This window comes from Vibrio renipiscarius (assembly GCF_000827885.1).
GTDB classification, from domain to species: Bacteria; Pseudomonadota; Gammaproteobacteria; order Enterobacterales; family Vibrionaceae; genus Vibrio; species Vibrio renipiscarius.
The window spans coordinates 15,263-29,127 of the sequence record NZ_JTKH01000018.1 but is presented as its reverse complement, the minus strand read 5'-3'; the positions used below and the strand labels follow the sequence as shown (position 1 = coordinate 29,127).

10 protein-coding genes are annotated in these 13,865 nt (G+C 44.6%); 6 read left to right on the top strand and 4 right to left on the bottom strand.

Annotated elements, in window-relative coordinates:
• Nucleotides 1–33: 33 nt before the first annotated feature.
• Complete coding sequence (gene purF / locus OJ16_RS09970) at nt 34–1,548, top strand: amidophosphoribosyltransferase (protein WP_040989960.1); 1,515 nt, start codon at nt 34–36, stop codon at nt 1,546–1,548.
• 140 nt (nt 1,549–1,688) lie between these two features.
• Here the strand turns inward: purF and znuB are convergent, their stop codons facing one another.
• Complete coding sequence (gene znuB, locus OJ16_RS09965) at nt 1,689–2,471, bottom strand: zinc ABC transporter permease subunit ZnuB (RefSeq protein ID WP_040989958.1); 783 nt, start codon at nt 2,469–2,471, stop codon at nt 1,689–1,691.
• Nucleotides 2,464–3,252, bottom strand: a complete 789-nt coding sequence (gene znuC / locus OJ16_RS09960; protein WP_040989956.1) for a zinc ABC transporter ATP-binding protein ZnuC — start codon at nt 3,250–3,252, stop codon at nt 2,464–2,466. The genes znuB and znuC overlap by 8 nt, the downstream gene beginning before the upstream one ends.
• A gap of 84 nt (nt 3,253–3,336) precedes the next feature.
• Between znuC and znuA the strand changes: the two genes are divergently transcribed.
• The 5 genes from znuA to OJ16_RS09935 all read left to right on the top strand — a co-directional run bounded on the left by znuA (nt 3,337) and on the right by OJ16_RS09935 (nt 11,480).
• On the top strand, nt 3,337–4,215 hold the full coding sequence (znuA, locus tag OJ16_RS09955) for a zinc ABC transporter substrate-binding protein ZnuA (RefSeq protein WP_040989954.1): 879 nt from the start codon (nt 3,337–3,339) through the stop codon (nt 4,213–4,215).
• A 145-nt stretch (nt 4,216–4,360) separates the two neighbouring features.
• Nucleotides 4,361–7,753, top strand: a complete 3,393-nt coding sequence (locus OJ16_RS09950) for an AraC family transcriptional regulator (RefSeq protein ID WP_040990025.1) — start codon at nt 4,361–4,363, stop codon at nt 7,751–7,753.
• A gap of 999 nt (nt 7,754–8,752) precedes the next feature.
• On the top strand, nt 8,753–8,980 hold the full coding sequence (locus tag OJ16_RS09945) for a FeoA family protein (protein WP_040989952.1): 228 nt from the start codon (nt 8,753–8,755) through the stop codon (nt 8,978–8,980).
• The gene (gene feoB / locus OJ16_RS09940; RefSeq protein WP_040989950.1) at nt 8,980–11,253 is read left to right on the top strand and encodes a Fe(2+) transporter permease subunit FeoB; all 2,274 of its coding nucleotides are present in this window, start codon (nt 8,980–8,982) and stop codon (nt 11,251–11,253) included. Before OJ16_RS09945 ends, feoB begins: the two co-directional genes overlap by 1 nt.
• On the top strand, nt 11,250–11,480 hold the full coding sequence (locus tag OJ16_RS09935) for a FeoC-like transcriptional regulator (RefSeq protein WP_040989948.1): 231 nt from the start codon (nt 11,250–11,252) through the stop codon (nt 11,478–11,480). The genes feoB and OJ16_RS09935 overlap by 4 nt, the downstream gene beginning before the upstream one ends.
• A gap of 73 nt (nt 11,481–11,553) precedes the next feature.
• On the opposite strand, the gene OJ16_RS09930 is transcribed toward OJ16_RS09935, so the two are convergent.
• Complete coding sequence (locus tag OJ16_RS09930; protein ID WP_040989947.1) at nt 11,554–11,982, bottom strand: HIT domain-containing protein; 429 nt, start codon at nt 11,980–11,982, stop codon at nt 11,554–11,556.
• 114 nt (nt 11,983–12,096) lie between these two features.
• Nucleotides 12,097–13,830 (bottom strand): arginine--tRNA ligase, encoded by a 1,734-nt coding sequence (gene argS / locus OJ16_RS09925; protein ID WP_040989945.1) that lies wholly within the window; start codon nt 13,828–13,830, stop codon nt 12,097–12,099.
• Between the last annotated feature and the right edge of the window lie 35 nt (nt 13,831–13,865).

The following is a 13,865-nucleotide window of genomic DNA, read 5'->3' as shown; positions in this document are numbered from 1 at the left end:
CGCCAGCCATTATCGCAAATCGAGGGTAAAGACATGTGTGGTATTGTTGGAATCGTAGGCACTTCGCCTGTAAATCAGTCTATTTATGACGCACTGACTGTATTGCAGCATCGTGGCCAGGATGCCGCGGGTATTTGTACCATAGAAAGCAATCGTTTCCGTCTGCGTAAGGCGAACGGTTTAGTCAAAGATGTATTCGAAGCTAAACATATGCAAAGACTGCAAGGGGACGTGGGTATTGGCCATGTACGTTACCCAACCGCAGGCAGTTCAAGTGTCTCAGAAGCTCAACCATTCTACGTTAACTCTCCATTTGGTATCACCCTCGCGCACAACGGCAATCTTACTAACGCACACGACGTTCGTGAAAAATTGTTCGCTAAAGATCGTCGTCACTTAAATACCACTTCTGATTCTGAAGTGCTGCTGAACGTCTTAGCGCATGAAATTGATATGGTGAAAGGGAATGTCACCTCAGAAGACGTCTTCCGTGCGGTGACTAATGTGCATCGCACCATTCGTGGCGCGTACGCGGTAACCGCGATGATTATTGGCCATGGTCTTGTTGCGTTCCGTGATCCTAAAGGCATTCGCCCTCTATGCCTTGGTAAGCGTGAAGTCGAAGGACGCACAGAGTATATGGTGGCGTCTGAGTCTGTCGCTTTAGATGCGGTGGGTTTTGATTTCATTCGTGATGTATCACCTGGTGAAGCGATCTACGCGACATTTGAAGGTGAGCTATTTACTCAGCAATGTGCCGATAACCCGGAACTCAACCCTTGTCTATTTGAGTTTGTGTATTTTGCGCGCCCAGATTCGTTCATCGATAAAATTTCAGTCTATTCAGCTCGTGTTGAAATGGGTAAAAAACTGGGTGAGCGTATTCGCGACGAATACAGCCACTTAGATATTGATGTTGTGATTCCTATCCCTGAAACTTCTTGTGATATTGCCTTACAGATTGCCCAACTGATTGATAAACCGTACCGTCAAGGTTTTGTGAAAAACCGCTATGTGGGCCGTACCTTTATCATGCCAGGTCAGCAGCAGCGTAAAAAATCGGTTCGACGTAAACTGAACGCGATTCGCTCTGAATTTAAAGATAAAAATGTTCTGCTGGTGGATGACTCTATCGTTCGTGGAACGACGTCTGAGCAAATCATTGAGATGGCACGTGATTCTGGTGCTAAAAAAGTGTTTATGGTCTCTGCGGCACCTGAGATTCGTTTCCCGAACGTTTATGGTATTGATATGCCAAGTGCGAACGAATTGATTGCTCACGGCCGTGATAATGACCAAATTTGTAAACAGATTGGCGCAGACGAGCTTATCTTCCAAACGTTGGATGATTTAATCGGCGCAGTGGGTTTGGGTAATACCGATATTACGAAGTTTGAAGCATCGGTCTTTAGCGGTGAATACGTTACGGGTGATATTACTCAGCAATATTTGGAATATCTCGAATCGTTACGCAGTGATGACGCGAAATTGCAATCAGAGATCCAACAAGATCTTGCCAGTTTGGAATTGCATAACGAAGGTGCTTAATCGGCACACTTGCTCGATGTCATAAGCGATAAATACAAAAATGGCTTCCATCTGGAAGCCATTTTTTATGATAAACGCGACGTAACAACTTTTTGCCTGTGGCCATGTGTGTCTGTGGCGATGAGAGATTTTGAAGAAGCCTAAACAGGCTTTTTCATTTGGCTAAGCAAGAACAAAGCGCTCGCACTGATCACAACCGAAGGACCGGCTGGAGTATCAAAGTGCCAAGATAGGCTTAGTCCTAATAGAACGGCAATACTGCCAAGCAACGAGGCCATTATCGCCATTTGCTCGGGCGTTCGTGAAAAGCGGCGAGCGGTTGCGGCAGGGATAATGAGCAATGACGTCATGATCAGCGCACCAACAAACTTCATTCCAACGGCGATGACCAAACCGACCAACAACATCAAAATAAGACGCATGAGATCAATGTCGTGACCTTCCACTGCGGCAAGTTCTTCATTCACCGTTGAGGAAAGAAGAGGTCGCCAGAAGGCAATCAGAGCCAATCCAACCACCACGACTCCGGCGTAAATGAAAATAAGATCACTGGGTGAAACCGCAAGTAAATCACCAAATAAGTAGCTCATCAGATCGATACGAACATTGTCGAGAAAGCTGACGGCCACCAACCCGAGAGACAACGAACTGTGGGCTAAAATACCGAGTAAGGTGTCGGTCGCAACAAGCTGTTGGCGTTGTAGCGTGACCAGCAATACCGCGAGTGCCAAACAACACACGACCAAGGCTAGGTATAGGTTCACATCTAACAAGAAGCCGAACGCTAATCCCATCAGTGAGGCATGGGCGAGAGTGTCACCAAAATAGGCCATTTTGCGCCAGACAACAAACGATCCCAGTGGGCCGGCAATCAACGCAATACCGAGGCCAGCAAAAATGGAAGGCAGCAAAAACTCAATCATGGTGATGGTGTCCGTGTGAATGGTGGCCGCAACTAGAGCCTTCGCCTTTAACGGCTTGTCCAGAAAGATCGTGATGATGATGATCGTGCTGGTGGTGATAAAAAGCGATTTTTTCTTGTCGTGCTTGGCCAAATAAAGCTAAATATTTCGGGTGCTGCGCGATAGCGGCAGGCGCACCTGAGCAACAGATGTGGTGCTGTAAGCAGATAACATGATCCGTTTTTGCCATAACCAAATGGAGATCATGTGACACCATAAAGACCGCACAGTGAAAACGGTGACGGATAGTATCAATCAGGTCATAGAGATCTATTTGTCCTTGTACATCCACACCTTGAGCGGGCTCATCCAACACCAAAAGCTGAGGGCGTCGCAATAGGGCACGTGAAAGCAACACGCGCTGTGTTTCACCACCTGAAAGCGAGTGCATGTTCGCTTTGATAAGGTGTAAAGCCCCGACTAAACTTAATGCGTCTTGAATTTCTTGTTGGCTGTACTTACCCGCTAACAGCAAAAAGCGTGACACATCGAGTGGCAAAGAGTCGTTGAGCTTAAGTTTTTGTGGAACATAACCAATTTTTAGCCCTTTCGGTTTGGTTATTTTTCCTTCAGTACAACGTTGTAAGCCAAGTAGAACCTTTACCAGTGTCGACTTCCCTGCGCCATTTGGTCCGATTAAAGTGGTAATTTCGCCACTTTTTAAGCTTACGCTAACATTATCGAGGACTTTGCGTTCATTGAACTGAACACAAATGTTTGAGAGGTCGACGAGCGAGGTCATGAATGGAACTCATTTGCAATTGGATAATGTTATAATGTAACATTTAATCCCTAGCAATTCCATAAGTCACTATGTGGTTAATCAATGAAGAAATTAATAATGTTGGCCTTGGCGTTATCAAGCATGACGGCAATGGCAAAAGAACCGGTGGTGCTTACGAGTATCAAACCCATCCAAATGATCGTACAAGAATTGATGGCTGATGTTGGTGAACCAAGCGTTTTACTTAGCTCAAATACCTCACCACATGATTATGCTTTACGTCCTTCGGATGTTAAAAAAGTCGCTTCAGCCGATTTCGTGATTTGGTTTGGTCATGATTTAGAGCCTTTCCTAGCAAATGTGGTGACAAAACAAGCGAATGTGCTCGAGTTGTCAAAAATCGAGGGTTTGCCACTACGTGAATTTAACGGTGGTCACGCCGATCACGATGGACACAATCATGGCAGCCACGATCCTCACTTTTGGCTGGGTTATGCTCCAACCTTAAAAGTTGCTCAGGCAATCACGGCAGAACTCAAGCAATTGGATGGCGACCATGCGGCGCAATATGATGCGAATTATCAACAATTCGCAGCACAATTAGCGACACAACGTGATCAATTGACTCAGCGCTTAGCGCCAGTAAAGCAGGTTGGGTATTTTGTATTCCATGATGCTTATGGCTATTTCGAAGAAGATTATGGTTTGAACCAATTGGGGCACTTTACCGTCAGCCCTGAGCGTAAGCCGGGTGCCAAAACTCTGATTCATATCCGCAAATCGTTGGCTCAAAAACAGGCGAAATGCGTCTTTACCGAACCGCAGTTTACACCGGCAGTGGTTGAGTCGGTTGTCCGTGGTAGCCAAGCCAGTGTTGGGGTGCTCGATCCCATTGGAACCAACATTGAAGTGAAAAAAGGTAGTTACTTCACGTTTATTGACCAATTGGCGGGTAATTTTGCAACATGCTTGGCGCAATAATCGACAGCAAAGGAAATTTCTAATTAAATCCAATGCTTTGAGTGTATTTCGCGATTCCGATGAAATAGAATAGAGTACTATTTTATTTATGAGTGCCTTGGATTGGCACTCATAACTCGCTTTTATGCTGCTAGGGATTGAGCTGGTGAAAAAAGCTTTATGGAGCGTGTTGCTCTATTTCTTTGCCAATGTTGCGCTTGCGTTCGATACCTCGCCGTCGGTCTTCTATTCTTTGCCAACTCATGATCAAGGTTGGCGTTATGCCGCAAAAAAACTTTTTTTAGCACCTGGTGGCGGCATTTGGATTCATGATGTCCGTGATAAGGTCCTTTTTTTTGACGGCAAAAACGTCACGCCTAAAGTCGGTTCTGCTCTTCCTTATTCCACAGAACATTTTCAGTTCCAAGCCAATCGTTTTTGGACTTATCAAGATAATGCCGTTTATCGATCTCTTTCTCATCAGCAAAGAGAGGTCGTATTTCGTCTACCGCCAGGCAGTGAAATCAATAAACTGGGCAGCATCAGCGACTATATTTGGGTCACGGATGAGCGCAGTTTTTATACGTATCAAATCTCGACGGGTGCCTTGAAAACCTACTCGTTAATGGAGATGTATCAATACAATCGCTCAACCAAGATGCAAGTGAACGATGCTCTGTTTATTAAAACCAAGTGGGTTTTAGCGACTAATGGCGGCGTCTACCTTTCAGAAGGTGACAGTTTTATTCACGTTCCTCGCTCTAAAAATCGCGATGTGTCTAGCGTTTACTTTTCTGATAATCGGCGAGAGTTGCTGCATGGTGCCGCGACGGGCGCAGTCGTTTATGACATAAACCACCCAGAACAACCCAAATATATTATCCCAGCCCCAGGGGTCATGGCGATTGCGGAAACGAAAGATGCCTATTGGTTAGGAACCGAAAATGGATTGTATATTTATTCGTTTTTGACTGGCGAAATAACCAAATATTCGGGGGCAGACGACGCAAGATACACGCTTATCGGCCAAAAAATTAATACCATCATAAATGATAATGCGGGTGGGATGTGGATTGGTACCAATAAAGGAATTCAATACTATTCGCTATTTGGCGATAAATTTGAACGTTTTCCTATCCAAGATTTTTATGGCTATCACTTTGATCGTGATAATTACCATGGGCGTTTGAAAGATTTAGTCGCCATGGAAAATAAAAGTGGCTTTTGGATGGTCACAGATACTGGGTTGTACCAAATAAAAAATGGCCGAGAATCGGAAAAAGAGCTGATTAAAAGTGGCATTATCAATGGTCTGGCTGAAATTGATGGCGTACTGTGGGTTGCGACATCGAAGGGCATTAGCCGATTTGATGTGAACACGGGACAGAGAATGGATAGTCGGTCATTACCGCCTTTGCTTGTTGGGCAGGAAGTTTCGTTGATGGTTGAGGGGAATGAAGGCCACCTATGGGGTATCAATGCGCGTTCTCTTTGGCGATACAACATTGAAACTCAGCAGATAACGGAGTTCGGTGATAGCTTGATTTCGTCTAATCTGGCATCGCTTCGAATTACACAGATTATGCCATCAAAAAATAATCATCTACTGATCGGGACGGATCGTGGTGTTTACCTCTTACGTGATGGGCAGCTTAACTTTGTCGAAAATAGCGCTCAATTTGGCGTCGTTCTCAGCATGACGGAAGGCGAAGACGAACAAGTTTGGATTGCAAGCAGTTATGGCTTGAATATTGTTGACTTACGCACGGCATATCTAAAAAACCTGACATTAATTGATGAACATATTAGCCCACAGTGTTTAATCAAAAACACGTCTGGAATGTGGCTAACCTCTTCCGCTGGACTCACGCATTATGGCCTAAAAGGGGAGTTTGTTTCTCACTATGGCCAGCCCTTTGGCCTCATTAATAACGAATTTCAAAATGGATTCTGTCTAAAAGATGTCACCAATTCAGAAGGGCTATTGCTTGGCTCTTGGCATAGTTTGGTTCGAGTAAACAGTGAAGATTTGGTGGTTAACCCGCTACCAGAAACGAAGACGATTTTTTCGCAGGTCAAAATCAACCAAAGTTTGGTGTCATTTGGTTCCATTTCTCAAAATGAGATAGTGGCCCCTTATGGCGCGACTATCGAAGTCAAGATGGGGTTATTACCCAGTGTGAGCAGTTCAACGCTCGAGTACCGCCTTAATGACGATCCAAATTGGACACCATTAGATGGCTATCAAATTCTGATTGATGGATTAACGCCAGGTCAATACCAATTATATGTTCGACCAGTGGTGAATGGTGTTGAGCGCGGAAGAGAAAAAAGTATCGAATTTTCGGTGACAGCACCTTGGTATCTCACCTCGATGGCGATGATGTTATATGTGCTGTCATTTGCCGCACTGTTTTTGGTGGTTATTTATTGGCGTTCTAAAGTGATGTCTAAGTCAAACCGTGAGCTAAAAGCTCAGGTTTCTCTAAAAACGAATCAGCTTAGGCATCAAAGTCGTATTTTAGTCAGTAATAACCATCAACTGCGTAAGCAGTTACAGGTGAGAAGACTGATCTTAAGCCAAGCCATCCAGTCGTTTCGTGACAGATTACACCACGAGAAAAGCCACCTTTCGGATGACGAGGGAAGAGAACAAAGCAAGATCGCGGACAACATCGCCAATGAGTTAGGGTTATTGTTGAACGTCCGAGAGTCAAAAAATGAAGCGCTAGCGGCATATAACTTGTCTTTAATTTCCACATCAATATTTGATGGCTGGAAAAAAGATTTCACGAAAGCTGGTTTGACGGTCGAGCTAGAAGCGCACGAAAGTAGGCAGAACTATGTTCTACTCGAGTATTTTAATCTCGATATTCTGTTTAATCTGCTGTTTGAAGGGTTGATAAAGCGTTGTTTTAAGCATCAAACTATTCAGATGCAAATTTTAAATCATGACGATCGCATAAGCCTCAATATCACCGATTACGGCTTAGCAATTGATGTTGAAAAAGAGAGCAGTTGGCCAGAAATAGAAAGTCTGGTTGATGCCAGTGGTGGTGAAGTTTCGTTACAAAGAGCGGATGGCAAGAACGTTATTGCGATCAGCTGGCAAAGTAGCCCTGACTTTGATGAACATTCGTTGATTGAATTTTCGTATTCAGAAGGGGTGGCGATGCCTCGAACGGGAGATAAGAATCAAGATTCTTGGATTGATAAGCTTGAGAACTTGGTTCGTGATCACTATTCAGACTCAGAGTTTAGTACCTCAACCGCAGCAAAAATGATGTTTGTTTCAGAGCGAAGTTTGCAACGACGGTTTAAAACCGCAACGCAACGTACCTTTACCGATTATCTGAGTGAAATTCGTTTGGATAATGCATGCCGACGATTATTAGCGGGCGCCAAGGTTTCGGACGTGGCTTTTGATTGTGGTTTCAATGATCCATCGTACTTTAGTCAAAGGTTTAAGCATCGCTTTGGTGTGTCTCCAACACAGTTTGTTGAAGACCAGTATCCCCATAATAAAGAAGTCCCTATTGAAAGAGATGAGACGATTTAACTCGTCGAGAGCGGCAAACGCCAGTTTGCCGCGCAACCTATTGAACTGAAGCTATCGAGATGGCTCGAGTTCTTACCCACTTCCTTTTCTTCAATACTCTATGTGTCATCGCGTTACGCTGGTGGCGCGTCTACCGCGCTCTTTTCATGCCATCCTTCACGTCATTATTGTTCTGACGAAGTGTGTGTGAACGGCGTCGTACTGATGCTTTCGGTATCGATTCACTCATTTCAATGCTAAGTCATGCCTACGATTAAAATCGTAAAGAACGCGGTTAGCGTCTTGCCATTAGAATCTTCCGTTAACGATAATCTGCGCGAAATGCGAAGGGATTTGTTACGTAAGCTTCTGAACCAAGCTTCTGGTCATGAACTTATCCGGATTGGTATGGAGAAAAAGTAATAAAAAGAAGGATGCAATAGCGTTTATCTGTGTGATCTGATCGTTCTATCACATGTTCTTATTTTTTTAGATGAATTATTTATAAAAAGGCATTGCTAGGATAACGAATGAAGGGGAGCGAGAGGGAAAAGAAAGAAAAAAAATATCGTGGTATAGCCGGGGGGACTATACCACGGGTGTCAATGACACCTTCGCTTGCTGCCGGAGTGGTGCTAGGCACCACCTCTGGAATACTTTGTCAAAAGCAGTGATTGCCTGACAGGAACTACTATAGATAAAACTACTTTTTTTACTCATAAAATTAACGCCAAGATGCCATAAGAAATGCGACATTATTTTAAGTTGTTGATTTTTAATGTTTTAAACGCTGTTGTGAGATTTGAATTACGCGCAATTTAAGAGCGCTTCAAAATAAGGTGGGATTTTTTGACGTTTTTGACGTTTATTTTTTAACAAAAGTAACGAGAGTTCAGGGTGTGAATTGTTTTATAAATGCAAAATTTGATTTCAGACAACAATAGTCAGAGATTGTTTAGTTACAATTGGAAATAGAAATAACTCTCATTACTAAATGCAACTCAACCTATTGGGCTCTCCATGGAATTATCAAAATTACAGCAAGGGCAAGAAGCCACTATCATCGGATTTACTGAATTGTCGAATGACGTTCGTAAAAAATTAATGGTGATGGGGTTACTGCCAAACACGCCGATCAAACTGGTTCGCTTTGCTCCAATGGGAGACCCATTGCAAGTTGAGGTTCGTGGAGTATCACTTGCGGTTCGTGCAAATATCGCCGCATCCATTTTGGTCGAGGTAAAGTAATGGACTATAAAATTCTAACCGTTGGTAACCCAAACAGTGGTAAGACGACGTTATTCAATGGTCTGACAGGCGCTAAGCAGCAAGTGGGTAACTGGGCTGGAGTGACTGTTGAGAAAAAAACCGGTCGGTTCAATCATTCTGGTGACGCCTTTTTCCTGACCGACCTTCCTGGTATTTACGCTCTTGATAGTGGCAATGATGGTAATAGTATTGATGAGTCAATTGCATCGCGCGCGGTGTTAACACACCCTGCTGATTTGATTGTTAACGTCGTCGATGCCACCTGCCTAGAGCGCAGTCTATATATGACGCTGCAGTTACGTGAGTTGGGTCGCCCAATGATCGTTGTGCTTAATAAGATGGATGCGCTGAAACGTGAACGTCAAACCATCGATATTAAAGCCTTAGAAAAAATGTTGGGCTGTCCGGTATTCGCCATTTCAGCGAACCACAAAGGACAGGTCATCCAATTTAAACAGCTCCTGCATAAAGTCGTTGTTCAAGGTGTAACACTTGATGAACTTCATCTTGATTACGGTTCAGAGTTTGAAGCTCAAATCGCTCAGCTTGCCCCTATTTTTGACACGCAAGAAGTTGCGCCTCGAGCTCTAGCGATTCGCGCTTTAGAAAATGATGTATTGGTATTAAACGCTCTAAAGTCTGAGCAACGCGATGCGATTGAAAAAGCGCATACGAGCCTAGACTTGGACATCGATTTACACGTAGCGGACGTGAAATACACCTATCTGCATCAACAGTGTCAATTGGTGCGTAGAAGTGAAGGTAAGCTCAGCCATAGTTTCACGGAAAAAGTGGACAACGTAATCCTTAATAAGTGGGTAGGCGTGCCATTTTTCTTCGTGGTTATGTACCTCATGTTTATGTTTTCAATCAATATCGGCGGCGCGTTTATCGATTTCTTTGATATCGGTGTTGGTGCGGTGTTGGTTGATGGTGGTCACTATCTACTCGATGGTCATTTACCGGTGTGGCTTGTTACTTTGATCGCTGATGGTGTTGGTGGTGGTATCCAAACCGTCGCCACATTCATTCCGGTTATTGCCTGCTTGTACTTGTTCTTAGCGGTATTAGAAAGTTCAGGTTACATGTCTCGTGCCGCATTTGTGTTAGATAAAGTGATGCAAAAAATCGGTCTGCCAGGCAAAGCATTTGTCCCACTGGTGCTGGGGTTTGGCTGTAACGTACCTTCTATTATGGCAACGCGTACGCTTGATCAAGAACGTGAGCGTAAATTAGCAGCATCGATGGCGCCGTTTATGTCATGTGGTGCTCGTTTACCGGTTTATGCTTTGTTTGCTGCGGCCTTTTTCCCAGAAAGTGGCCAGAACGTTGTATTTTCGCTCTATGTGTTAGGTATTGTTGCCGCGGTGTTTACCGGTTTTGTACTAAAGAAAACCCTATACCCTGGTTCGAGCGACAGCCTAGTGATGGAAATGCCAGACTATGAATTGCCAACCATGCAAAACGTCTTAATCAAAACATGGCAGAAGCTAAAGCGTTTTGTCTTGGGGGCGGGCAAGACCATTGTGGTTGTCGTGACGATGCTAAGTTTCTTAAACTCAATAGGTTCCGATGGCAGTTTTGGTAATGAAGACAGTGAAAACTCTGTTTTATCAAAGGCATCTCAAGTGATCACACCAATCTTTTCACCTATGGGTGTAAGAGAAGATAACTGGCCAGCTACTGTGGGTATCATTACGGGTATTTTCGCCAAAGAAGCGGTTGTTGGTACGCTGAACAGTCTGTACGCGCCATCAGAAAGCGATGATGCGGAATATGACCTGATGGGCAGTTTGCATGAAGCCGTCATGAGCATTCCTGATAATTTGGCGGGTCTCAATTATTCAGACCCACTGGGTGTGGAAGTCGGTGACTTAACCGATAGTTCAGCCGTCGCTGAGGACCAAGAAGTGGACTCCTCTATCTTTGGTAACTTACAAGGGTACTTTGTGAGTGGGCATGCCGCGTTTGCTTATCTAGTTTTCATCTTGATTTACACGCCTTGTGTGGCAGCGATGGGTGCGTATGTTCGCGAGTTCGGTCAAAAGTTTGCTCGTTTTATCGCAGTTTGGACCATGGGCTTGGCGTATGGCAGCGCGACGCTGTATTACCAAACGATGCATTTTGCCGATCATCCAACGAGCAGTGCGGCATGGATTGTGGGAATCCTCGCAGTCAGCGGATTTGTCTACACCAGACTTAAAGCCGCGGGTAAAAAGCAACAAACAGTATTAGAGGTGCAAGTGGCATGATATTAACTGAACTGAAGCAATATATTGACGCAAAAGGCGGTGCATCGCGCACGGAATTAGCGAAGAAATTTGCTTTAAGTGAGGATGGTGTGGATGCGATGCTTTCTGTCTGGATCAAAAAAGGGATTATTTCTCGCATGATTGATACCAATAAAGCGGAGAAGATCACGCGCATTCGATATTCAGTTAATCAGAAAAATGGCCTGTCTTTAACGGTGACCATGTAGCCACAGTGCTTATTACAATCAGAAACGCCGCTCATTGAGCGGCGTTTTTTTTGATCAAAACGACGGTGCATGATTACGCTTTGGTAAACAAGCTGCTAAGACCAAGCACATTCGCGATTCGTGTATGCAGTGCTTGTTGTTCGTCGTCATTGCGGAAGATACCTGGGGTGTTGCCCCAAATTGGGCCAGGCCATGCGGCATCCGTTTTGAAGCGCGCAATATGGTGAATGTGCAGTTGTGGCACCATGTTGCCCAGTGCGCCTAAATTGAGTTTATCTGGCTGGCAGGTGGCTTCTAATGCTTGGCTGACCGCTTGTGATTCCAGCAAAAACTGTTGTTGTTCATGCATCGGTAGGTGATGTAACTCTTTTAGATTGTTGCGCTTTGGCACCAAAATAACCCAAGGCACGATATTGTCTTTGTGCAGCAGGGCAACACAAAGTGGGAAGTGACCCAGCACGGTGGTGTCTTTGGCTAACTGAGGGTGCAATTCAAAACTCATGGTAACTTTCCATTCTAATAGGAGGGATGCTTTTGAGTATATCCCAGATAAAACAAAAGGTTGACGCTTTCACGTCAACCTTTTTATGTTTCAAGCTCGAAGTTGAGTGCTTGCTTACATACGCTCTAGCGTATCGATGCCCAACAAAGACAGACCTTGTTTGATCGTTTTTGCGGTCAACGCTGCAAGCTTAAGACGGCTTTGTTTAACCGCTTCATCTTCAGCAACCAAAATTGGACAAGCTTCGTAGAAGCTTGAGAACTGGCCTGCAAGTTCGAATAGGTAAGCACACATGATGTGTGGTTGACCTTCACGAGCGACAGACTGTACTGCTTCTTCAAATTGAAGAAGTTTCGCAACCAGTGCTTTTTCCTTTTCATCCGTCAGCTGGATATCACCTTGCAGTTCATCCATTGATACGCCTGCTTTAGCAAAGATAGAAGCAACACGAGTGTAGGCATACTGCATGTATGGCGCTGTGTTACCTTCAAATGCCAGCATGTTTTCCCAATCAAACACGTAATCGGTTGTACGGTGTTTAGAAAGGTCTGCGTATTTAACTGCTGCCATCGCAACTGTGTTAGCAATCTTCGCTTTCTCATCAGCATCCAATGTCGGATTCTTTGATTCAATTAGCTTAGCTGCACGCTCTTCTGCTTCATCCAAAAGATCCGCAAGACGAACTGTACCACCGGCACGAGTCTTAAATGGTTTGCCATCTTTACCTAGCATCATACCGAATGCGTGGTGCTCAAGAGACATGGTGTCAGGAACGTAGCCCGCTTTGCGAACGATCGTCCACGCTTGCATTAGGTGCTGGTGTTGACGCGAGTCAATAAAGTAAAGTACGCGATCAGCATTCAATTGCTCGTAGCGGTATTTCGCACATGCAATATCAGTCGTGGTGTATAGGTAGCCGCCATCACGCTTTTGCACGATAACACCCATAGGGTCGCCATCTTTGTTCTTGTATTCGTCCAAGAAGACAACTTGAGCACCGTCACTTTCAACCGCAAGACCTTGCGCTTTAAGATCGGCAACAATTTTTGGTAGCATGTCGTTGTACATGCTTTCGCCCATCACGTCATCACGAGAAAGTGATACGTTCAGACGGTCATAGTTACGTTGGTTTTGGATCATCGTAACGTCGACAAGTTTTTTCCACATGTCGGCACAGAATTCGTCGCCGCCTTGCAGTTTCACGACATAACCGCGAGCTTTTACAGCAAACTCTTCGTCTTCATCGTAAAGCTTTTTCGATTCACGGTAGAAGCCTTCAAGGTCAGCCAGTTCCATTGACACTTCGCCAGACTCTTGCTGTACGCGTTCAAGGTTAGCAATCAACATACCGAACTGAGTACCCCAGTCACCGATGTGGTTTGCACGCGTCACGTTGTGACCAAGAAACTCAAGAGTACGAACAACCGCATCACCGATGATCGTTGAACGTAAGTGACCTACGTGCATTTCTTTTGCTACGTTTGGTGCAGAGTAGTCAGCAACAATGTTTTGTTGCTCATCTTTTGCTACGCCTAGGCGCTCATCGGCTAATGCTAGCTCAGCTTGTTTCGCTAAAAACTCTTCACTTAGGAAGATGTTAATAAAACCAGGGCCAGCAATTTCTGTTTTGCTCGCAATACCATCTAAGTCCAGAACATACAATACTTTCTGTGCAAACTCTCGAGGGTTGGTGCCGAGCTGTTTTGCAACGCCCATTACACCGTTTGCTTGGTAATCACCAAATTGTGCTTTTGCTGATTGTCGAACCGCTGCAGGGCTGCCTGCAGGTGCACCAGCGGCTTCAAGAGCCTGAGAAACTTTATCATTAATGAGTGCTTGGATATTCACACGCGTTTCCTTCAATTCTAGGAATTTGGTTTGAT